20 protein-coding genes, 1 tRNA gene and 1 pseudogene are annotated in these 19977 nt (G+C 61.0%); 11 read left to right on the top strand and 11 right to left on the bottom strand.

Annotated features, from left to right (window positions below):
* Window positions 1–103 precede the first annotated feature (103 nt).
* Window positions 104–736 carry a LysE family translocator gene (locus EHH60_RS31550; RefSeq protein WP_124163240.1) on the top strand — a complete coding sequence of 211 codons (633 nt, stop codon included), beginning with the start codon at window positions 104–106 and terminating at the stop codon, window positions 734–736.
* 66 nt (window positions 737–802) lie between these two features.
* Window positions 803–1213 (top strand): GFA family protein, encoded by a 411-nt coding sequence (locus tag EHH60_RS31545; RefSeq protein ID WP_124163239.1) that lies wholly within the window; start codon window positions 803–805, stop codon window positions 1211–1213.
* A gap of 5 nt (window positions 1214–1218) precedes the next feature.
* Here EHH60_RS31545 and EHH60_RS31540 read toward each other — a convergent pair whose 3' ends face one another.
* Window positions 1219–1971: a sulfite exporter TauE/SafE family protein gene (locus EHH60_RS31540; protein WP_124163238.1), complete on the bottom strand. Its 753-nt coding sequence runs from the start codon at window positions 1969–1971 to the stop codon at window positions 1219–1221.
* 89 nt (window positions 1972–2060) lie between these two features.
* Between EHH60_RS31540 and EHH60_RS31535 the strand changes: the two genes are divergently transcribed.
* A complete protein-coding gene (locus EHH60_RS31535; RefSeq protein ID WP_124163237.1) occupies window positions 2061–2951 on the top strand; it encodes a LysR substrate-binding domain-containing protein in 891 nt (296 codons plus the stop codon).
* 292 nt (window positions 2952–3243) lie between these two features.
* On the opposite strand, the gene hisN is transcribed toward EHH60_RS31535, so the two are convergent.
* Both hisN and EHH60_RS31525 read right to left on the bottom strand, forming a co-directional pair.
* Window positions 3244–4026 (bottom strand): histidinol-phosphatase, encoded by a 783-nt coding sequence (gene hisN, locus EHH60_RS31530; RefSeq protein WP_124163236.1) that lies wholly within the window; start codon window positions 4024–4026, stop codon window positions 3244–3246.
* A gap of 535 nt (window positions 4027–4561) precedes the next feature.
* The gene (locus EHH60_RS31525; RefSeq protein ID WP_124163235.1) at window positions 4562–5452 is read right to left on the bottom strand and encodes an N-formylglutamate amidohydrolase; all 891 of its coding nucleotides are present in this window, start codon (window positions 5450–5452) and stop codon (window positions 4562–4564) included.
* 350 nt (window positions 5453–5802) lie between these two features.
* Between EHH60_RS31525 and cpdR the strand changes: the two genes are divergently transcribed.
* From cpdR to EHH60_RS31505, 4 genes are all read left to right on the top strand, one after another.
* The gene (cpdR, locus tag EHH60_RS31520; protein WP_028179810.1) at window positions 5803–6162 is read left to right on the top strand and encodes a cell cycle two-component system response regulator CpdR; all 360 of its coding nucleotides are present in this window, start codon (window positions 5803–5805) and stop codon (window positions 6160–6162) included.
* 72 nt (window positions 6163–6234) lie between these two features.
* Window positions 6235–6309 (top strand) — tRNA-Val (locus EHH60_RS31515).
* 428 nt (window positions 6310–6737) lie between these two features.
* On the top strand, window positions 6738–7499 hold the full coding sequence (locus EHH60_RS31510) for a hypothetical protein (RefSeq protein ID WP_124163234.1): 762 nt from the start codon (window positions 6738–6740) through the stop codon (window positions 7497–7499).
* Between the two features lie 257 nt (window positions 7500–7756).
* On the top strand, window positions 7757–9052 hold the full coding sequence (locus EHH60_RS31505) for an ABC-three component system protein (protein ID WP_124163233.1): 1296 nt from the start codon (window positions 7757–7759) through the stop codon (window positions 9050–9052).
* Window positions 9053–9069: 17 nt separating this feature from the next.
* Here EHH60_RS31505 and EHH60_RS31500 read toward each other — a convergent pair whose 3' ends face one another.
* The 4 genes from EHH60_RS31500 to EHH60_RS31480 form a co-directional block, all read right to left on the bottom strand.
* Window positions 9070–10344: a DUF2130 domain-containing protein gene (locus EHH60_RS31500; RefSeq protein WP_158626792.1), complete on the bottom strand. Its 1275-nt coding sequence runs from the start codon at window positions 10342–10344 to the stop codon at window positions 9070–9072.
* Window positions 10345–10484: 140 nt separating this feature from the next.
* Complete coding sequence (locus tag EHH60_RS31490; RefSeq protein WP_245333864.1) at window positions 10485–12062, bottom strand: AAA family ATPase; 1578 nt, start codon at window positions 12060–12062, stop codon at window positions 10485–10487.
* Complete coding sequence (locus EHH60_RS31485) at window positions 12059–12463, bottom strand: hypothetical protein (protein ID WP_124163232.1); 405 nt, start codon at window positions 12461–12463, stop codon at window positions 12059–12061. Before EHH60_RS31485 ends, EHH60_RS31490 begins: the two co-directional genes overlap by 4 nt.
* A 119-nt stretch (window positions 12464–12582) precedes the next feature.
* Window positions 12583–13443: a hypothetical protein gene (locus EHH60_RS31480; protein ID WP_124163231.1), complete on the bottom strand. Its 861-nt coding sequence runs from the start codon at window positions 13441–13443 to the stop codon at window positions 12583–12585.
* Window positions 13444–13535: 92 nt separating this feature from the next.
* Between EHH60_RS31480 and EHH60_RS31475 the strand changes: the two genes are divergently transcribed.
* The gene (locus EHH60_RS31475) at window positions 13536–13769 is read left to right on the top strand and encodes a helix-turn-helix domain-containing protein (protein ID WP_124163230.1); all 234 of its coding nucleotides are present in this window, start codon (window positions 13536–13538) and stop codon (window positions 13767–13769) included.
* A gap of 10 nt (window positions 13770–13779) precedes the next feature.
* Here EHH60_RS31475 and EHH60_RS38845 read toward each other — a convergent pair whose 3' ends face one another.
* From EHH60_RS38845 to EHH60_RS31460, 3 genes are all read right to left on the bottom strand, one after another.
* Entirely contained in the window at window positions 13780–14220 is a 441-nt protein-coding gene (locus EHH60_RS38845; RefSeq protein ID WP_158626791.1) for a LuxR C-terminal-related transcriptional regulator, read from the bottom strand.
* A 172-nt stretch (window positions 14221–14392) separates the two neighbouring features.
* Window positions 14393–14674, bottom strand: coding sequence for a response regulator (locus tag EHH60_RS38840; protein WP_124163228.1), 282 nt, complete (start codon window positions 14672–14674; stop codon window positions 14393–14395).
* 115 nt (window positions 14675–14789) lie between these two features.
* On the bottom strand, window positions 14790–15344 hold the full coding sequence (locus EHH60_RS31460) for an SDR family oxidoreductase (RefSeq protein WP_124163227.1): 555 nt from the start codon (window positions 15342–15344) through the stop codon (window positions 14790–14792).
* 956 nt (window positions 15345–16300) lie between these two features.
* Here EHH60_RS31460 and EHH60_RS31455 point away from each other — a divergent pair.
* From EHH60_RS31455 to EHH60_RS31445, 3 genes and pseudogenes are all read left to right on the top strand, one after another.
* Window positions 16301–16747: a DUF8220 family protein gene (locus EHH60_RS31455; protein WP_199752273.1), complete on the top strand. Its 447-nt coding sequence runs from the start codon at window positions 16301–16303 to the stop codon at window positions 16745–16747.
* An 18-nt stretch (window positions 16748–16765) separates the two neighbouring features.
* Window positions 16766–17455, top strand: a complete 690-nt coding sequence (locus EHH60_RS31450) for a GDSL-type esterase/lipase family protein (protein ID WP_124163226.1) — start codon at window positions 16766–16768, stop codon at window positions 17453–17455.
* A 225-nt stretch (window positions 17456–17680) separates the two neighbouring features.
* Window positions 17681–19118, top strand: a pseudogene (locus EHH60_RS31445) (IS1182 family transposase).
* 191 nt (window positions 19119–19309) lie between these two features.
* On the opposite strand, the gene EHH60_RS31440 reads toward EHH60_RS31445, so the two are convergent.
* Entirely contained in the window at window positions 19310–19957 is a 648-nt protein-coding gene (locus EHH60_RS31440) for a tetratricopeptide repeat protein (RefSeq protein WP_124163225.1), read from the bottom strand.
* Window positions 19958–19977 lie beyond the last annotated feature (20 nt).

Genomic DNA, 19977 nt, shown 5'->3' with positions numbered 1-19977 from the left:
AAATTCGAGGTAAATCCTAGGCAATCGCGGCGGTGGACGGGGACGGGCGAACCGACTAAGCGGAACCGGGACCGCCCGGACGGGGCGGCGGGAGGCAGCTTGCATGCTGGGCATTCACGAGATCGGGCTTTTCATCCTGTCGGGTGTGCTGCTCAACATCACGCCGGGGCCGGATTCGGTCTATGTGATCGGCCGCAGCATGCAAATGGGCTGGCGGGGCGGCGCCGCTGCCGCCTTGGGCATCAGTTGCGGCTGTTTTGTCCATGTCGCGGGCGCGGCGATCGGTCTTTCGGCGCTGCTGATGGCCTCGTCCACCGCCTTCTCGATCCTGAAGCTGCTGGGCGCGGCCTATCTCGTCGTAACCGGGCTCCAGATGCTGTTGTCGCGCCCGGTGCCGGCGTCGGCGATCGACGAGCCGGTGCGGAGCTCATTGCGGCGGGTCTTCCTCCAGGGCGTCTTCACCAATGCGCTCAATCCCAAGGTCGCGCTGTTCTTCCTGGCCTTCCTGCCGCAATTCGTCGCAGCCGATGCGCCGTACAAGCCGCTCGCCTTCCTGACGCTCGGCCTGATCTTCATTTTTACGGGGACGCTGTGGTGCCTGGTGCTCGCCGCGTTCGCGGCCAGGGCCGCGCACCGGCTGAGGCAATCCGAGGGTGCCATCGCCTGGGTCAATCGCGCGCTTGGCGGCCTCTTCATCTATCTCGGCATCCGCGTCGCCATGCTGGAGACGCGGTAACTCGCTCGAACGAAGGACTGGTGCAGCGGGCGCTTCGCCCTATGAAAGCTGTGCAGGGAGGTTTCGATGATCCGTGGAAGCTGTCTGTGCGGCGCTGTGCGGTTCGAGATCGATCAGGTGCGTTGGCTGACCCATTGCCATTGTGCCAATTGCCGCAAGCTGACCGGCGCGGCATTCGCCACCTACGCCCATGTCGATGCCGACAAGTTTCGCTTTGTTTCAGGCGAGAACCTGACCGTGGCCTACGAATCCTCGCCGGGAAGTTTCCGCCATCGGTGCAGGACCTGCGGCTGCCCGACGCCCGGCAAGGCGAGCTATCTCCCGACCGTCAGCATTCCCGCTGGCCTGCTCGATGACGATCCGGAAGTTCGGCCTCGCCTCCACGTTTTCACCTCGTCGCGCGTACCGTGGTGGACAATCCAGGACGATCTGCCTCAACACGAAAAATGGGTGCCGGGCTATGGGCCGAAATCGTAAGGCGCTTAACCGAATTCCTTCGCCAGCGCGCTTCCGGCGAGATAGAGGCCGAGCAAAATCATCGCGATCAGGAACCAGCGGCGAAACGCTTCCGCCGGCATCCGCGCCCGCACCGATTGGCCGATGAACATGCCGGCAAAGGCCATGGCGAGGCCCACGGCGCCCGGTACGGCATTGGCGGGCGTCAGCAAGCCGACCGCGGTCAGGTTGAAGGCGAGCGCGAGCGTCGCCGTCGTGAAGAACACGCCGAGCGCCTGCACCAGCTCGTCCTTTTCCATGCCGATCGCCTGCATGAACGGCATCGAGGGGATCACCTGCACGCCGGTCGAGGCCGAGATCACGCCGGTGACGATTCCGACCATGCCGCCGACCCATTTCTCGTTCTCGGGTGCGACGCGAAACTGGAACTTGTTCAGGCCGATCACGGCGTAGGTGACGAGCAGGGCGCCGAGCACGATCGTGCCGTACCGCGCATGCGGGCCGGTCAGCGCGCCGGCATTGAGCCAGCATCCGATCACGGTGCCGATCATCAGCGGCCACAGCCGCCTCAGGATGTCGCGCAGATAAGGGCCGACGAAGGTCTGCCAGATGTTGGTGATGATGGCGGGCACGATGACGATGGCGATGGCGCGGCTCGGCGCCATGCTCACGGCGAGCAGGCCCATGGACACCGTCGGCAGGCCAAGCCCGACCACGCCCTTGACGAATCCGGCAAGCAGGAAGACGGCGGCGACGAGAATGAGAAGCGGGTCGATCATCCCCGCACATTGACCGATGCCGCGATCGGGCACAATCTGGAGGTTACGGAGAGAGCCTTCGTCTGGGGCGAAGGCTGAGGAGACACGGCATGCGCTTCGACCTCGTCGACCTCCAGCTCTTCATCGCGGTCGCCGACCAGCGCAGCATCACACGCGGTGCCGAGCGGTCACACCTGGCGCTGGCCTCCGCCAGCGCACGCATCAAGGGGCTCGAGGATGCGCTCGGCGTCGCGCTGCTCAAGCGCGGCCGCCGCGGCATCGAATTGACCGCGGCCGGCGAGCGCCTGCTCGATCATGCGCGGCTCGTCATCCACCAGATCGACGCCATGCGCGGCGATCTTGCCGGCTTTGCCAGCGGTTTGCGCGCCAGCGTGCATTTCCTCGCCAACACCTCGGGGCTCTCGGAGCATCTGCCGAAGGCGCTCGCCGGCTTCCTGCGCGCGCATCACGACGTCGCCGTCGACATCGAGGAGCGCGAGAGCACCGACATTGCGGCGGCGATCACGACGGGCGCCGCCGATCTCGGTTTTGCCGCCGAGCACGCGCTGCCTGACCATATCGAGCGCTTCGTGTTCAGCGAGGATCGCCTGACGCTGGTGACCTCCCGCCGCGGCCCGTTCGCCGGCCGGCGCCAGATCGATTTTCAGGAGGCCGCGGCCTGCGACTTCGTCGGCCTGACCAGCGCCACAGCGCTCCAGATGCACATCTCGAAGCACGCGGCGCGACTCGGCATGCGCCCGCATTTCCGCGCGCGCCTGCGCGATTTCGATGCGATCTGCCAGATGGTTGCCGCCGATGTCGGCGTTGCCCTGGTGCCGGAAGCCGCCGCCCGCCGCTGCGCCAAGCTGATGCCGCTCGCCATGGTCCGCCTGCGCGACGCCTGGGCCAACCGCCGCCTCGTGATCTGCGCGCGAAGCTTCAAGGCGCTACCAAAGCCGGCCAAGATGCTGGTGGAGCATCTCAGGGCAGAGGCGGTGTGAGGAGGGCCGCGCTCTGGTGTGAGCCCACGCTGCAGCAGCGAGCCCAACTGCGCTCCCTCCCCCCTTGCGGGGGAGGGCGGGGGAGAGGGGTACCCAGCAAAAGGTCTCTCTGTCGCTAAGAAGGTGATCGATGGAGTCCCCGTGTGAACCCCTCTCCCTAGCCCTCCCCCGCAAGGAGGGGAGGGAACGCACCTGTCGCGTTGTGAGAGAACGGCTCTTGACCTCCAGGGTAAGTGGCCTACTTCGCTGTCTCCGCCCCCGCGTCGGTGATGCAAGCCCTCCGCTCGCGTTGTTACTGGTTCAAGAGCCTCAAGGCCTCTTCGTGAACCCGCGCGTCGCCGGCCGCGATGATGCGGCCGCCGCCCTGGGCCGGCTTGCCTTCCCACGTGGTGACCACGCCGCCGGCGCCGGTCACGATCGGGATCAGCGCCGCGATGTCGTAGGGCTTCAGCTCGGTCTCGACCACGAGATCGACGTGGCCGGCCGCCAGCATGCAATAGGAGTAACAATCGCCGCCATAGCGCGACAGCCGCGCGCCCTGCTCGATGCGGCCGAAGATGGCGCGGTCGCTCTCGTTCATCAGCAGGGGACTGGTGGTGTAGGTCGTGGCTTCCGACAGCGAGGCGCAGCGGCGGACCTGGAGCCGGCGCTCGCCGGAGGGGCCCCTGTAATTGGCCGAGCCGTTGTCGCCGGAAAAGCGCTCGCCGATGAAGGGCTGGTGCATCATGCCGTAGACCGGCGCGCCCTTGTGGAGCAGCGCAATCAGCGTGCCCCAGATCGGAAAGCCGCCGATGAAGGATTTGGTGCCGTCAATGGGGTCGAGCACCCAGACATACTCGGCATCGTCCTGCTCATTGCCGAATTCCTCGCCGACGATGCCGTGCTGAGGGAAATTTGCCCTGATCAGGCGCCGCATCACCGCCTCCGCGGCGCGGTCGGCCTCCGTCACGGGGTCGAAATCCTTGGTCTTGCTCTTGTCGTCGACCGACAGCGAGGTGCGGAAGAACGGCAGGATGGTTTCGCCGGAGGCGGTGGCGAGCCGACCGATGAAGGCGGAGAAGTCGATCACCGTCACGGGAATCCTCGAAGCGAAGGTTGGCTGAAGCTCGCCTCCTGCCTAGCCCAATTCGTCCCCCGGGTGCAGCGCTGTCTTGATTTGCTCCCTGGTATTTTGGATGCCGAGGCGTGCTGCCTCATCCCAGTCATCTGCTGGCCAAATATCGATCATGGAGTTGAAAACTACGTTCCGGAGTTGCCTCGTTCGTATGCAAATGACTATCAACCCATTGAATTTCCTTATCAAAGAAACTGAATCTGGGTTTCTCTGGAAGCAACCGAGCCATGTGCGAATTGCATGGGAAATGGCTCAAAAGGCCTTGCGCTTTGTGCGGCGCGGTCGCATATTGTTGCGGTGCGGTAGCGCTTGGCGTTACCGCTGCCCTCCTTGGGCGTTTCCTCCCTAGACTTGGGCCGCTTCTTCATCAGAAGCGGCCCTTTTTTCTTTGCGCCTCTTTTTTCTTCGCCCCTCTTTTTGTTTCGGGTGCGCAGCGAAGCGAAGACGCGTTCGCGCCAATCGCAGACAACATGATTGTAAGTCGAAGAGCCGGCGCCTATTCCGCCGCAGCCTGGAACGGGCCGAGATCGGCGAACGGAATCGTGGTGGCCAGCACGTCGGCGAGAACGCCGAAATCGGAGGCTACTTGCGCAAAGCGTGCACTCCGCTCGCGCCGCCGCTCATCCATGTAGATCGCGCGATTGAGCTCGAGCTGTACCGCGTGCAGGCCGCTTGCGGGATTGCCGTAGTGTTCGGTGATGAAGCCGCCGGCATAGGGCTTGTTGCGGCCGATCGAATAGCCGAGGCCCGTCATGGTCTCCTCGACGCGATCGGGAAGCAGCGGCGTGCAGCTCGTGCCGTAGCGGTCGCCGATCACGACGTCGGGTCGGCGCGGCTCGTCCCTGCTGACGCCGACCGAGGGCATCGAGTGGCAGTCGACCAGCACCACGGTGCCGAACATCTGGTGCACCTTGTTGATCAGCCGGCGCAGCGCGCGATGGTAGGGCTTGTACAGCGCCTCGATCCGCCCCAGCGCATCGTCGACCAGGATGCGGTCGCGGTAGATCTCCTGGCCGTCGCCAACCACGCGCGGAATGGTGCCGAGGCCGCCGGCGACCCGCATCGAGCGGGTATTGGCAAAGCTCGGCAGCCGCCCGCTGAACATGCGGGGGTCGAGCTCATAGGGCTCGCGATTGACGTCGACGTAGGAGCGGGGAAAGTTGACCCGCACCGTCGGAAAGCCACGATCGCTCAAATGGCCGATCAGCTCGTCCATGAACGAATCTTCCGACCGCCGCAACGTCGGCAGGTCGATCCGCGACGCCGCCAGGAATTCGTCCGGATAGGTCGAGCCCGAATGGGGCGAGTTGAAGATGACAGGCGCGCGCCATTCGGCGGGCTCGAAGATCTCGAAGGCTGGCGACATGTCGCCGTCAAACCGGGTCATCTTCTCAAGCTTCGTCCTTACTCGGGCTTCGCCCCCTCGGCGCCTCACGATCCGGGATCGCTCCGGATCGAATGATTCGGCCGGTCGAACGGCTCTTATGTGTCCGTCATTGTCCGGAATCGCAACCATTCTGCCAAGCGAAAAGATGTGATGGACGCTGGGACATGTCTTAACCGTGCGGGCATCGTGGCGGGGACCAGTCGGTCCGGCTCGATTGATTTGGAGCCCGTTCCGGTTCACAAGTGCCGGCAGCGCAGCCGGCCCAAGGTAAAGATTTTCACCCCAAATTTACCCTCTGTCGGGCTTAGTGACCTCTGCTGATATCCTCTGGGGATTCGACGTTTCCTGCCATGGCAAAAATCCTGCTCGCCGAAGACGACAACGACATGCGCCGTTTCCTGGTCAAGGCGCTGGAAAATGCCGGTTTCCAGGTTTCGTCCCATGACAACGGCATGGCCGCCTATCAGCGGCTGCGGGAAGAGCCGTTCGAGATGCTGCTCACCGACATCGTGATGCCGGAGATGGATGGCATCGAGCTCGCCCGCCGGGCCTCGGAACTCGACCCCGACATCAAGATCATGTTCATCACCGGCTTTGCCGCGGTCGCCCTGAACTCGGATTCGGACGCCCCCAAGAACGCCAAGGTGCTGTCCAAGCCCGTGCACCTGCGCGAATTGGTCAGCGAAGTGAACAAGATGCTGGCGGCCTAAATCGGCCCCCTTCCGTCCTTGCGCCGGGTCCCCTGAGCCGTTATAGGGACCCCACCGATGAAATGACCTCTAGGGCACGTAGCTCAGCGGGAGAGCACTACCTTGACATGGTAGGGGTCACAGGTTCGATCCCTGTCGTGCCCACCATCCTCTTCAATGACTTAGGCGCCCCGCGCCCGAGGCCTGAAGGGGTGGTTTCCACGAAATTTCCACGAAGGCCCATTTCCGCGCGGGCCGCCCCGTCCAGATGAGGCTGGCTGCCCCAATGCGGGTGCTCGGTTTCCAGGCCCCTGGAGACGGATGCCGAAGCATAGCCTCGCTTCCCCCACGTTACTCCGAAGGTAACGCAGAAGACCGCGTGCTCTTTCTCTGTCATCTTCTCCGTCATTCCTTCGGCCTGAGCCATCACTTCTCTATCTCGCATCGAGCGCGCTAGATCGTATCGACTGGAGAGAGAGCGCGACAACAGTGTCACGCGAAGCGCCTCTGTCGTCAACAGCACATTTCTTTTGTTAAGCCAGTGCGCTGGCTTATACTAATGGGCCCTCACGCATCTCGATTCGGCGCCTCCGCGTATGTCACCATCTCCCGGAAGAATAGCCAGCGAGTGGCTCGCTTACATTCGGCCGCATGTCCGCCCCTACGAGGCGCTCGGCCGAGGCGATCGGCGCGACTACATCGCCAAGCTGTCGAAGCGGGTGAAGCTGAGCGATAACACACTTCGGCGTTTTATCTGGGCTGCCCAGTATCTGGATGCCGAGGGCATCACCAAACTGCCGTCTGGCGTTCGGATGCCCGTGGCTGCCGTCGAGCGCGTCGCTCGCATTGCAGCCCGCCAACCCGAGAAACGACAGCAATTGCTCAAGGACGTTGCCGAGGGCAGGCTCACCATCGTTGAACTCAGGGAGCTTCTCAAGAAGAGCACCAGGGCTGCTCGTAAGCGCCAGCGCATTGCAAACCCAGAAGAGCCGCTGGAGAATCGGGCGTTGGCGGCACTTAAGGCGCGAGGCGTTCTCAAACAATCCGATGCAGTGTTTGCTACGTTTCACGGTCTGGAGCATTGGCCGTACTTCGATTCCCAGGCGAATCCTGTTGTGGTTATTCTTCTTTCGCAGGACCGACGCATCGTCGCTATGAATGATCGACCGCTCGGCGGGACGACTGCCTCGTTCGCGAGGAAACGAAGGGAGTTCTTGCGCAACATCCTCGCCGGTACAGCCCTTTATGACCTGGTCCTCGTCTTCGCCTCGATATGGCACGATGACGTCGGGAAATTGATAGGGGCGATGCGGCCAGAGATGCGGCAGCGCGTTATTCTATTAGGGTCGGAAGCATAGGGACACAACAACGGCGCAAGTTCTTTCCCTCACTACTCTCGTAACCTCGACGTCCGGCGGAGTAGACGTCGGTGGGATCTCCAACATGACAAAAGCGCACCCACTATTTTCCAATTGATTGCCGAAGCGATATTGAGCCAAGATTACAACCATTACGCTGTTGCTGTGATTCCCCTCTGTTGCCCGGCGGGCCGTACTGGAGCCCAGAACCGCGTCAGATTGCCGTCACGTAAGCCCATTTGGAACAAGGTCACTGGATGCGTCGCGATTATCGCCTCTACGAACTAAGCGAGGGTGAGTTTGAAGAGCTCGTCGTCAAGATTTGCATCAACTGGCTGGGTGAAGGTGTCACGCCATTCGCGCCCGGTCGCGACGGCGGTCGTGATGGCAAGTTCAACGGCAAGGCCGAATGCTTTCCCAGCGCCAACATGCCCCTTGAGGGTCAGGTTGTCCTCCAGGCCAAGCACGTAGCCGTATTCGACAAATCATGCTCGGATAAGGATTTTGAGCGCCTCCTGAAAAAGGAGCACGCAAAAATTAAGCGGCTCGCAAAGAAGGGCCTATGTGACCACTACCTAGTGTTCACCAACCGCCGCTATACTGGAGGTGCCGACGAGAAGTTAATCGCCAGCCTGATGGCACTCGGCGTCAAGCGTGCTCACATCATCGGGGTTGAGCGTCTCAACGCCGCACTGGATGATATGCAGCATATCCGGGAATGGCTTCCGAACCGGAAAGATCCCATCCCGTTCCGCTTCGAACCGGACGATCTCATCGAAGTGATTGGCGCGGTCCACGACTACGCAGATGGGTCAGCGCTGAGCGCGGTCAACAGCGCCAGAGACTTTGAAAAGCTCAAGCTGCGAGAGGAGAAGAACAAAATCAATGGATTGTCAGACGAGTACTACAACCAGATCATCGTCAGCAACTCTTTCCCTCACTTTGCGCGGATCGACCATTTCCTGAAGAATCCCCGCAATACTCAGGTTGCCGCCCTTTATCACGACAGCGCCGACGAACTAAAGCAAAAGATACTGGCCGCCCGTGCCGAGTTTGCAACGTTCGATAATGTTTTTGCCTTTTTGATCGAGGAGATCCAAAAGAGGCGCGCTGCACTGAAGGGCAGGAGGCGTATGATAAGCGTCATGCTCCACTATATGTACGCCAACTGCGACATCGGCTCGAAGAAACTTCCATCAACCACGCAAACCGGCAAGACCTCTAGCCAGGGAGAAGGGACGAGTTACAAAAAGCTGGTCTGTGCCCTGTTCGATCTAGCTCTGCTGAAGGTGTATGAGGACGTAGGCTTCTTCCATTTTGTCTACCACGACGGAATCTTCGAAGCTCTGGACGACCGAAAGAAGCTGGCGCTGTTAGAGGTTGTGCGTGAACAGACGAGTACCAAGAAGATGCAATACATAATGACGCTAATTGCTTCAGACCTGCCGCGTATCGAAGAGAAGTCACCCCCCACGTTTGCGCCGGACGAAATTATACTTCGCCTTCACGACGACGGAGCCGACGGTCGCCTCTTCAAGATGGCAGAATTCTAACCTCTGAGGGGGCCAATCTACTCCGCCGCCTCGCCCTTCACCTCAATCATCAGCACATCAAGACTCTCGATCTCCTGCATCGCGCGGCCGGCGATTCCCTGGAGGTCGCCATAGAGACCGGCCGTGGAGTCGAGCACCCCACGGAGCTGTTCCTCGCGCTTGGCCCAGAGCCGCATCATCGTCTTGCGCTCGCGGTCGAGGTCGGCCTGCATGTCGGTGAACTTCTCGACGATCGCATCGATCCGGTGACGGAAGCGCGGACCGGTCAGATAGCCGTACATCATCTCCATCTTGGTCTGCTGGCCTTCCTGGGACTGACGGCTGCCGGCGAGGTCGATCAGCCCGTGCCGGAGTACGATCGCCAGCGGAACGGCGAACCGGGGCTCTGCGACCCAGACATTGTCGAGCAGACCGAAGGTTTCGATATCGTTCGGCAACGCGCTGGAGACAATAAGGGCGACCTCCGCTTTAGCAGCGCGCTGGTCGCTTCTGAGCTTGGTCAGCCAGTCGTCGCTCCAACGTTTGGTTCGCTTGGATTCCCACAGGATCGTGCCGCAAGTCTGCCCACCGGGACCGAACACGCGATGGAGGACGTCGCCACCAAAATCGCCCTTCGGCACCGGCTCGATGAGATCGCGCGGAAACTGATTGCGGAGCAGGGATTCCAGTTCGAGCTCCAGGGCTTCGCCTTGCAACTGCTGTGAGCCCTGTTCAGCACGGCGGCGGAGTTCTTCGATCTGCCGGTTCATGCCGGCGATCTGGGCTTCCTTCTCCGCGACTTTCGCCTTGAAGCCGTCCTCGGCCTCCAGCTTGGCCTTGTCGCGCACAGCGGCGAGTGCCTGCTGGACCTTCGTCTCGATCGTGAGCTCGACTTCGCGCCTGGCATCGTCGAGCTCGCGCTCCTTGCGGAGCATGTCCGCCTGGATCTTCTGGGCTGCGGCCAACTTCTCGTTGTTCGCTGCGAGTATTTGCTGCAAATCCGCCAATTGCCGGTCGCGTTCGCCGAGTTCATCGGCGATCGCCAGCCGTGCTCGCTTTGCTTCCATTTCGACGATATTGGACCGCTCCGCCTTCAGCTTTGCGGCGACCTGTTCGTCGACGGCCTCGCGAGCTTTCGCGATTTCTTCGCTGGCCTGCTTGAGCAGCGCTTCGCGCCGGCCAAAGTCCGCTTCCTTGGCGGCAAGCTGCTGGTCGAACTTGCGGCGCGTCTCCGCAATCAGGGGCGCCGCGAGCGATTCTGTCAGCTTGATTTCAGTGCGGCAGCTCGGGCAGACGATCTGGGGATCGGTCACGGTATTGGTCCTCGGATGATTGTCCGCGATAGTACCGGGCGAGGGTGCGCCGTTTAAGCCCTGCGCGCGGGTTATCCCGCGCAATTGCGGCGGCCGCGGCAGCGGCGGCCGTGTCTTTCCGTTGTTCTGTTCCACCATGATCAGTTCCTCAATGCTCGGACGTCGCGTTCGCGCAGGATGGCCTCGACGATGCGGCGCAGGCGCCGCACCGAGCCGCCGGCCCAGTGCTTCGCGACAGCTTCGCGCTCAACGCCGTCGAGCGGTGTCATCCAGCTCTGGTCGAGGCCGCGCTCCTTGGCGAGGTCAACGATCACGGCCGGCAGCAGCGCGTCCAAGTCATTCGCGGTCGGCTTGGGAAAGGTCACGATGCGGAAACGGTCTCTGATTGGACTTGGCAACGGCTCGAGGCGGTTGGCAGTGGCGATGTACGACACCTGCGACAGATCAAGATTGGTCTGGAGCGCGGGGTCGGGGTAGCGGACGCTCGTTTCCGGTTCGAGAAAGCCGAGCAGGCAGTCCCATAGCCGGCCGTAGTCGGACCTCGTCGCCGCTTTCTCCAATTCATCGAGGAGGACCAGCACATTTGCCGTTTTGCCTTGCGCGATGGCGAGAAAAGGATGGCAAGGCTCGCTAGAGTACCAGCGCCGGTCGGTCCCCCCGAACACCGCGCCGTCGGAACGACTGGCTTCGGTCCGCCAAACGTGGAGACCCAGCACCTCACCGAGCCGGCGGGCAAATCGGCTCTTACCGCCGCCGGGCTCGCCAACAATCAGAAGCGGGCGCAAACGGACCGTGGTGCGCCCAACAAGATCCGCCAGCGCGAAATCGATGACGTCGATGGCGTACGGGAACTCGAACTGCAGAACGCTGCGCGCCTCGTGGAGCGGCGGCACCTCAACGAGCGGCAAAGCAGTGTTAATGACGTTCTTCAGCGGGCCAAGGATTTCCTTGAGTTTGATGTTCTTCAACTCGGCCTCGGACAGACGCGCAACGACGAGATGACGGTCGGGAATGAGTTCAGGGTCCGGGACGGCTTCTTGCTTGACGGTTTCGGTCCGGTCCTCGGCTTCCCGCTTTTTCCGGCTGTCCTCCTCCTCCTTGAGTTGGAGCCGTAACGTGGCCTTGGCCGCGGTGATGCGGTGCTCGGCCAAGCGGTGCCCGACCAGGGAGGCGTTAATCGCAGCAGAGAACTTCTTCGGCAGAAAATGCGTGCAGGCCGGCAGCGCAGCCCAGCCATAGGTAAACCGTTCGAGATCGCAGCGAACCTTCTGTTCGACGTGCAGCGAATTCACCTGAAAGGCCTTGACCAGCGCCTTGGCGACCCTGCGGTGCTGCTGGAAGTGTTCGTCATCACGCGGCGTTGGCAAGCTCACGAGCCGGACGCTATCAGCAAGGCTCCTGAGAGCTGGCTCACTATGGGCTGCAGCGCGGCGATCGAGTTCAGTCGCCAGTGCCATTGCGGCCTCCAACGACCTGCTGGTGGCCCAAGCGACATTGTGTGGCAGTCCCGGGCAAAGCTCGTTGACTTCCGCGATAAGCCGTTCCTCAATGTGTTCGGCGCCATTGACGGCGAGCAGGGCATAGCGCAGAAGCCGCGGCAGGCCTTTGAGCCGCTCGTCCCAATCGGCCGAATCGGCGGCGGCGCCGGTCGTGACCGCGTCCTCCGCGGTTGGCAGATCCTGGTGATCGGCGCCGTCATCACCGCCATCGGTACTCAAGCGTCGCCCTCCTCATCGGAGAGAGCTTGCTTGACGGCCACTTCTGTCTGAGCAAACCAGCGCGGATCCCTCGTACGACCGAGATGGTGGGTGAGCCAAAGGGTCGAGAGCTCGATCTTCAGGGGGTGATCGAATTCGGCATTGCTAAGGATGTGCGACAAGACGAGGGCCGCCGTGGCGTCATCCTTGAGCGCGCAATGCAGAAGAGCCGACATGACGATATCGACTTGAAGATCGACGTCTCCTAGCGGCGTCAGCGACAGTGCCGCGGCGACGGCGGCAGCCGGATCGCCCTTGAGGGCGGCCGGGACGTTGTCGGTGACGCGGAGGACGGCTAGGCTTTCGAGAGTGGCGCCGAGATCAAGGCGTTCGGCCGCGCTGAACGCGTCGGGCGGCAGCATGCGCCACCACGCAAGCGGGTTTGAGTCATCCGAGGCGTATGGCCAGGGATTGCTGCGGCCGGCGATGGTGGAGTTTAGTTCGCGGACTTGACGCATGTGTGCAGCTTCTCCTATTGCCCTCACCGCGCGTTGGATGACACCGCGGGCGCTATCCACTGTCCGGGCCCGAGCGGGCGCGCCTGAAGAACGCTGGTCAGCCAATCGTGCTGTTCGATGGGAGTCTCAGGTTCGGGTGCCGGCTTAACTACCTTGGGCTTCCGCGCTGCGTTCAGCTTGCTAATGGCGGGCTCGAGGATTGCGCCGAGGCGCGTGTGCATCTCCTGCCGCAGCGCGGCGGTCATGGTCTCGATGCGCTCGACCACCGCGACGCCGAAGTGCGCGTTCAATTCATCGCGCACGAGCTTGATGTCACGCGAGAACCCCGAACCGCCGTAGTAGTCGATGACCGCGGTCGTCACTCGATCGACGTCATGTCCGAGCTTCTTGAGATGCGAGGCCAGCACGAGGCGGGTCGCGCGCAGATCCCTCTCGATCGGTTTGCGCTTGTTCCAAGCCGTTTCGCCATTGCCCCTTTTCACGTCGTAAGCGCCGGCCCAGCCGCGTTCGGAATCGATGACAATCAGGTCGAGCTTCGCCATCCTGATGACAGGCGAGTCCGACTTCAGTTGGATCTTCGCCAGGGCTGCGTTGGAGTTCTGGGAGGTCAGAAGATCGTTGGCCGCCACGGTGATCGGCACATGGATTTCGCTCAGAACTTCGAAACGACCGCTGGTGGCGAGCGTGTCTGCGAGCGTCGTCTGGATCAGAAGACCGTGGCGGCGCACGCAAGAAGAAATGACGGCGAACGATTGGGAGAGTTCGTCGCCGATAATCGGGTCGATCGAGAAGTTGGCTTCAAGGGCCGTTGCGACGACCTGCTTGGCCGCGCGGACGGCGTCCTCATTGGTTTTCAGCAATTCGGTGAGTGGATCGATAGGCACGTTGTTCTCCTCTGTATCGGGAGAACTTTTCTCATGGCCGGGACCAAATGTCAGTTGATCTGACAAATTAACCTTAATAGAATCTTTCCGACATGATTTCCGTAGAACAGATTCGCGCAGCGCGTAGCTGGTTAGGGATTTCGCAGCAGGAGCTTGCGGACGCTGCCGGCGTAGAGGTGAAGACTATTCACCGGATCGAGACAGGCTTTCGCGGAGCCACGGAACGAACCCTGGAAAGAATCCGACGGGCTTTCGAAGCGAGGGGCCTCGAGTTCATTTTCGACGGAAGCAAGCCGGTCGGTTTGCGAACCCGAAGCGCGCGCTAACGTAAGACTATCATCGCCGAGACTTCGCGGCCGCTTTTGGCGCGAGGCGGCCATCGCGCCAACGGAAGCGGGTTTCGACAGTTTCGCGAGCTTTACCTTGACTTCGATCCGCGTGTGTCGACACGACCGAATTCGTGCTCGACGAATATGCCTGTGGCTGCAATGAGCCATCCGGCGCTGCACGATGCAGATTGCAGTAGGCGGGCAGTAAGCCCTCATCCGAAACGCGTTGGGCAGCGTGGTCGTGGCTGGTTGCCAAGATGTCGTCGGGGCGGATCGCTCTTCCGTTCTGCGCCTGTCCGATTTTGTCCGCAATGCGAACCAGATCCGCGATGGACTGTGCCCCCATTTTGGTCATGATCCGGCCACTGTGAACACGGGCAGTATGCGTACAGATCCCTAGCCGGCCAGCTATGTGCTTGGGTCCAAGTCCTGCCGAGAGCAGCGCCATGGTCTCTCTTTCGCGGGGCGATAGCGACGCAAAGCCTCGCACGCAGTTCGTCCTGGATCTGCTCTTGCCGGTGCCGCGTGAGATCGCGTTCGATGCCGCGTCTGACCGCGTCGACAAGCTGTTCAATCTGGAACGGCTTGATGAGATAGTCGATGGCGCCATTCTTCATCGCCTAGACGCAGGTCCTTGCCTCGTCCTGAGCCGTCAGAAACAACAATGGTGTCTTGCGTCCAATCCTTGTCTGGTGGGATTGAAGATCGAGACCGCCGATGCCAGGCAACCGCACATCCAATATGATGCAGTGAAGTGGATTGGTCTCGCTTCTCATCAAGAAATCCTCGGCTGAATTGAATACCTCGACCGTCAGGCCAGCCGCGACGAGGCAATCCAGCGCCTTCGCTCGCGAGGAGCTGTCGCTGTCGATAACTGCTACTAGCGGTCGGTCAATGATCATCGGCTATATCGTCGGCACTCTTGATGGAGGACGGCATCGTTCCGCATCTCGGTGTACTTTCATCACGATAAGGTCGGGTATCGAGCTACGGAGCGGCTGCGCGAGATCGTTTCGATTACCATTTGCCGACATGTGCGCCGCCGTCGACGCGCAGGATCTCTCGCGTGATGCGGCGAGCCTCGATCACAATCTCCTGAATGCTCGAAATGCTTCCCATCGGGGACGGTCTGCGAAGAAAGTCCCAATCGGGTTTGCCCGCGAGGGCTGCAGTGATGCTGACAATGCTGCCGCCTGACGTTTGTGCCATGATCTGTATCTGTCTGATCGCGACTTGGGTCATGTAGATGAAGCCGTTGAGATTGGTGGAGAGCAGCTGCTTCAAATCATCACCCGGGTAGTCGGTGAACGGGTTGACCACGAAGATCTCAGCATTGTTCACCAACGCATCTATCGAGCTGAACTTGCCAACAGCTGTCTCGGCAACCCTGGTGGCTGTCGAGGCATGCCGACGTCCCCATCCACCAGGGCCAAGCTCGGAGAGGAGGGATCGCGTCACTCTGCGCGAGGTCGCGACGACGTTGTAACCTCGTTCAATGAATGTCCGTACCGCACTTAAGCCGATCCCCTGCAAGCCGCCGGTGACAATCACGGTCTTTGATCCTTGAGTCACGCTAGGTCTCCTTGCTCTAGCCGGGCAGTGGCGATGATTAGTTTCTTATCGCCGTGGAACTCGATCGCTGAATGTGCTGTGCCGCTTGGGGGCAGCTCGCTTGAAACGCGACCTCACAGCTTGCCAATTCGGAAGTCGGGTTCGCGAAGTTACATGCGCGCGAAGACGTGACTTCGCTTTGCTCTCGTTGGCCCAACGCACGCCGGGATAATGAGCGAGCAGAGTAGCTGGATGTACCCCACGAACGAGAACGCATTCGGTTCGGCCACTACGCCGGTTGAGGTAGAAGCCGCACACCTGCACGTCGTCAAGCGGCAATGACGGAAGAGGCGCGAGCTAAGGCAGCGCTGCTTGAGATCGCCGAAGAGTATCGCGCGCGGGCCGAACACCAAGAGCGGGAGCTCCCTGAGAGGAGCAAAAGCTAGTGAACGTCGCCTTATGGCCCATCTGCGAAGTTGCACCGCATCTGACGGAGGTCCCCTCATCACGCCACAGCGGACCAGATTTGCTCAACCGCAGTTCTTCGCATTTTGACCCAACCCGGACATCAGGGGCTGCGCAGCCTCTACCGAGGGGGCCCACGATCAACGAAATATGCCCCCGGATACGCCTTTGGACTCATCTCGGGCTGACGGTTATTTCACCGGCTCACCCATTCAAAATTCCGAGTTGCGGGCGCATATTGTAGCGATAGGGCGCCGCGAGGTGACTTAATGAAACGCCGCGATTTTGTCGCTCTTCTCAGCGCTGCGGTAGTCGCCTTGCCCCTCGCAGCCCACGCGCAGCAACCAGCGGTGCCGCGGGTCGGCTACGTCTGGAGCGGCGCTCGCGGGACGGACGTGTACTACCAGACCGGATTCCGTCAAGGACTAGAGGTCTTCGCATTTTGACCCGTTGCGGACTTTTGGATATCGGTACTAGAGAACCCTATCATCGTGGATTCCGGGGAGCAGAGCTTGAAGAACATTCAGATCATCGATCCCGCCGTCAACGCGACGTTCAGCTTGTTTCAAGCGACTGATGATGAGTTTGCTGCCATCTTTCCTGGGGCGGGCCAAGACTTAGAGTTGATCGAGGACTTTACCGAACGCGTAGGGGAAGAGCAGGCTTTGCGAATATTGTCGCCCGTATGGGAGCGCCCTATCTTGAAGCGCGATGCGCAAGGTATCCACGGGACGCTGTACTACGAGTACGCGGACCGGAAGCAATATCTTCCGGCATCCAGGAGAGAGGTCGACTGGCCCGATTCCTACGTTAATCTCGCGCAGCGCAAGCCGTCCGAGCGAATGAGCCGCGCGAACTGCCATCGGCGGGCGCCACGATACACAACAGAACCGACAGTCCCTTTGTGCCGGTCTCTCACTGAGCGCTGCCAGCTCAGGCACGCGAAACGATCACGTTGATCGCAACGAGGCAGCACGATGAAATCAAGACTTGGAAGGTTCATTACGCCATTTATCGCCACGCTCGCTCTTCGCGCGATAGTCATTGTCGCCACGGTTTGTACTGTACTGACGTGGGCCACGATCCACAGCGTTCGCGCCGAAGAAAGGGTGATCAAGATCACGGTGCTCGGGGATTCTCTCATCGAAAATAAAGGTGTTCCCGTTGCCCATCGTTTCCCGGACAAACTTGAATTTGCACTGAAAGCCAGAGGTCAATCAGTCGCCGTAACCAATGCCGGCTGGGCTGGTGACACAGCCGCAAAAGGTCTCGCCAGATTGGACCGAGTGATCACCGACCAACCCGATGCGGTCATTGTGGTGCTCGGTGCGAATGACATGGTCTGGGGAATCGATCCAAATGCTACTCGTGCCGCGCTGGCGGAAATTTTACGTAAACTCGAAGCGCGGCGGATTGCCGTGCTTCTTTGCGGCGTGCGGACGCAATCAAAATTTGGAGAAGAATACAAGAATGCTTTTGCGGCGATGTTTTCTGGTCTTGCCAGCGAGCACAACGTGCTGTTCTACCCAGCTTTCGATGATGCGTTTGTCGATGATGCCCAACTCAAAGCGCTCGATGGTCTACACCCGACCCCGGCCGGAATCGAGGCGGTCGTAACGCGCATCCTACCACAAGTCGAGGCCCTGATCGCGAGCGCGCGCCGCTAGGGACCGTTGAGACTCACGATTGGCATGAAGAAGGCTGCTACGTCGTTAGCGCGGGCAATTCCGACAATGGCCCTCAGCCGAATTGCCTATGAACGGCCGCAAAGGCCCCTTTCGAAGGAAAGCCGGACCTGACGAGCTGAGTGGTCGAAACCGCCGCTTGTGACCCTGGCTGTGTGAAAAGTCTCGGCCTGCTATAGTTCTCCTGCTGAATCGGTGGGGGACATGATGCCGGGCTTTGTTGCGGGGATGGACCGGGGGCAAGCGACGCTGTTGCCGGAATGCCTCGACGACTGGGTCGACGACAGCCATCCTGTTCGCGTGATCGATGCGTTCGTCGAGATGCTGGATCTGCGCGCTCTTGGCTTCACCAGCGTCAATCCGGCCGACACCGGTCGTCCGGCTTATCACCCCTCGATCCATCTGAAGCTCTACATCTACGGCTATCTCAACCGCGTGCATTCGAGCCGGCGGCTCGAGCGCGAGGCGGGCCGCAACGTGGAGGTCATGTGGCTCTTGGGCCGGCTGGCGCCGGACTTCAAGACGATCGCCGATTTCAAGGACAATGGGCCGGCGATCAAAAAAGTCTGCGCGCGCTTCGTCGAGGTGTGCCGCGAGATGGGATTGCTCGCGAAGGCCAGCGTCGCGATCGATGGCAGCAAGTTCAAGGCAGTGAATAACCGCGACAAGAACTTCACGCAGGCGAAAGTCGAGCGCCGGCGGAAGCAGTTGGAGGAGAGCGTGGCACGCTATCTGGCACGACTCGACTCCGCAGACCGGCAGGATCCGTCGGAAGTCGTCACGCTGAAGAAGATGCGTTACAAAGAGAAACTCGAGAAGTTGAAATCCGAAATGGCGAAGCTGGCGGCTATCGAGAAGCAGGTTCTGGCCGCGCCCGATAAGCAGGTTTCGTTCACCGATCCCGACAGCCGCTCGATGGCGACCAGCGGGGCGCGGCTCCGGCGTCGTCGGCTACAATGTGCAGACGGCGGTCGACACTGAGAACCATCTGATCGTCGCGCACGAGGTTACGAATGTGGGCTCGGATCGCTCGCAACTTGCGAATACGGCGCAGGCGGCCAAAGAAGCGTTGAAGGTCGAGAAACTTGAGGCCGTCGCCGATCGCGGTTACTTCAACGGCGAGGAGATCAAGGCGTGCGAGGACGCCGGCGTCACCGTGACGTTGCCGAAGCCGATGACATCTGGTGCCAAAGCGGAAGGCCGTTTCGGCAAGCAGGATTTTGTTTATCTGGCTGAGGAGGATGTTTATCGCTGCCCGGCCGGGGAGCAACTCACCTATCGAATGACGACCGTGGAAAACGGCCAGAACATGCGCCGGTATTGGACAAATGCGTGCCGAGCCTGTCCGCTCAAGGCGAAATGCACGAAAGGCTCGGAGCGGCGGATCACCCGCTGGGAGCACGAGCAGGTGGTCGAGGCTGTGCAGGAGCGGCTCGACAAGAACCCCGAGGCGATGCGCACGCGGCGCGAGACGGTCGAGCATCCGTTTGGCACACTGAAGATGCGCATGGGCGCGACGCACTTCTTGTGCAAGACGCTGCCCAAGGTTGCGACCGAGATGGCGCTCTGCGTGCTCGGCTACAACATGACGCGCGTGCTGAATATCGTCGGCGTCAAGCCGCTGCTGGCGGCGATCGCGGCCTGAGACGGCCCCACTGCAGGCTCTGCACAGCCTGAGAGCCGGTCAGGTTTACCTGATGATGAACCAGCTTGCCTCCCAGACCCGAAATCGGAAAAATATGCTCGAAACCGTCACCTTGCAGCGCATCCAGCCTGGAGCGGCTCGCCGATACCCCATCCGCCGCGTTATCACACGGCCAAGACCCAGAGCCGACATCACTCCTTCGGCACTCCGGCCAAGTGAAACCCTTTTACGGCGCGCTTGGCACCTGCGAGAAACGCCGGATTGTCGCTTACTGAAAAGCTTTTGAAGCGTTTGATAGCAAACGTCGGATTTAGCGCAAGCCCCGCTTGCACGGCAGCCCACGCCTCCTCCTGCTTACCGAGAAGCGCGAGCGCAGCAGCCAGCCCAAAATGCGAGGTGGGATGATTACGGTTGGTCTCGATGCTGCGACGGAACCAGCTGAGTGCTTCGTCGTCCGCGCTAACCTGCAACTTGGCGAAGCCTACCATCATTGACCATTGGAAGCTCAGGATATCGCGAGGAGAGAGACGAAATGCTTCACTGATATGAGTCTCGGTCTCTGCTCCGCGCCCCATAAAATACTTGGCCCAGCCGATCAGCGCGTGCGCCTCAGCTATGTTTCGATCCAGCGCCAATGCTCGTTCGCACTCAGCAAGGCCCTGAGCGGCTCGGCAACTACACATGAGCACGCCGCCCAAAGCTAAATGGGCAAACGCATGATTAGGCGCGAGGGACAGCACCCTTCCCAGCGCGGCCTCGGCCGCCACAAGATGCGCGGTTCGTTCGTCGGTAAAGAAGCTACTTCCAACCACAAGATCGACAAACGCAATGCCCACCATCGCTTCGATATTTCCAGGAT

It is taken from the genome of Bradyrhizobium sp. RP6, assembly GCF_003837805.1.
In the GTDB taxonomy this organism is placed as follows: domain Bacteria; phylum Pseudomonadota; class Alphaproteobacteria; order Rhizobiales; family Xanthobacteraceae; genus Bradyrhizobium.
This window is presented reverse-complemented; position numbering and strand designations above follow the sequence as displayed.

Bases quoted from the DNA above. Each gene is read 5' to 3' on its own strand.
- EHH60_RS31550 (WP_124163240.1), top strand. From the start codon at position 104: ATGCTGGGCATTCACGAGATCGGGCTTTTCATCCTGTCGGGTGTGCTG.
- EHH60_RS31545 (WP_124163239.1), top strand. From the start codon at position 803: ATGATCCGTGGAAGCTGTCTGTGCGGCGCTGTGCGGTTCGAGATCGAT.
- EHH60_RS31540 (WP_124163238.1), bottom strand. From the start codon at position 1,971: ATGATCGACCCGCTTCTCATTCTCGTCGCCGCCGTCTTCCTGCTTGCC.
- EHH60_RS31535 (WP_124163237.1), top strand. From the start codon at position 2,061: ATGCGCTTCGACCTCGTCGACCTCCAGCTCTTCATCGCGGTCGCCGAC.
- EHH60_RS31525 (WP_124163235.1), bottom strand. From the start codon at position 5,452: ATGACCCGGTTTGACGGCGACATGTCGCCAGCCTTCGAGATCTTCGAG.
- cpdR (WP_028179810.1), top strand. From the start codon at position 5,803: ATGGCAAAAATCCTGCTCGCCGAAGACGACAACGACATGCGCCGTTTC.
- EHH60_RS31510 (WP_124163234.1), top strand. From the start codon at position 6,738: ATGTCACCATCTCCCGGAAGAATAGCCAGCGAGTGGCTCGCTTACATT.
- EHH60_RS31505 (WP_124163233.1), top strand. From the start codon at position 7,757: ATGCGTCGCGATTATCGCCTCTACGAACTAAGCGAGGGTGAGTTTGAA.
- EHH60_RS31485 (WP_124163232.1), bottom strand. From the start codon at position 12,463: ATGCTGCCGCCCGACGCGTTCAGCGCGGCCGAACGCCTTGATCTCGGC.
- EHH60_RS31475 (WP_124163230.1), top strand. From the start codon at position 13,536: ATGATTTCCGTAGAACAGATTCGCGCAGCGCGTAGCTGGTTAGGGATT.
- EHH60_RS38845 (WP_158626791.1), bottom strand. From the start codon at position 14,220: ATGGCGCTGCTCTCGGCAGGACTTGGACCCAAGCACATAGCTGGCCGG.
- EHH60_RS38840 (WP_124163228.1), bottom strand. From the start codon at position 14,674: ATGATCATTGACCGACCGCTAGTAGCAGTTATCGACAGCGACAGCTCC.
- EHH60_RS31450 (WP_124163226.1), top strand. From the start codon at position 16,766: ATGAAATCAAGACTTGGAAGGTTCATTACGCCATTTATCGCCACGCTC.
- EHH60_RS31440 (WP_124163225.1), bottom strand. From the start codon at position 19,957: ATGGTGGGCATTGCGTTTGTCGATCTTGTGGTTGGAAGTAGCTTCTTT.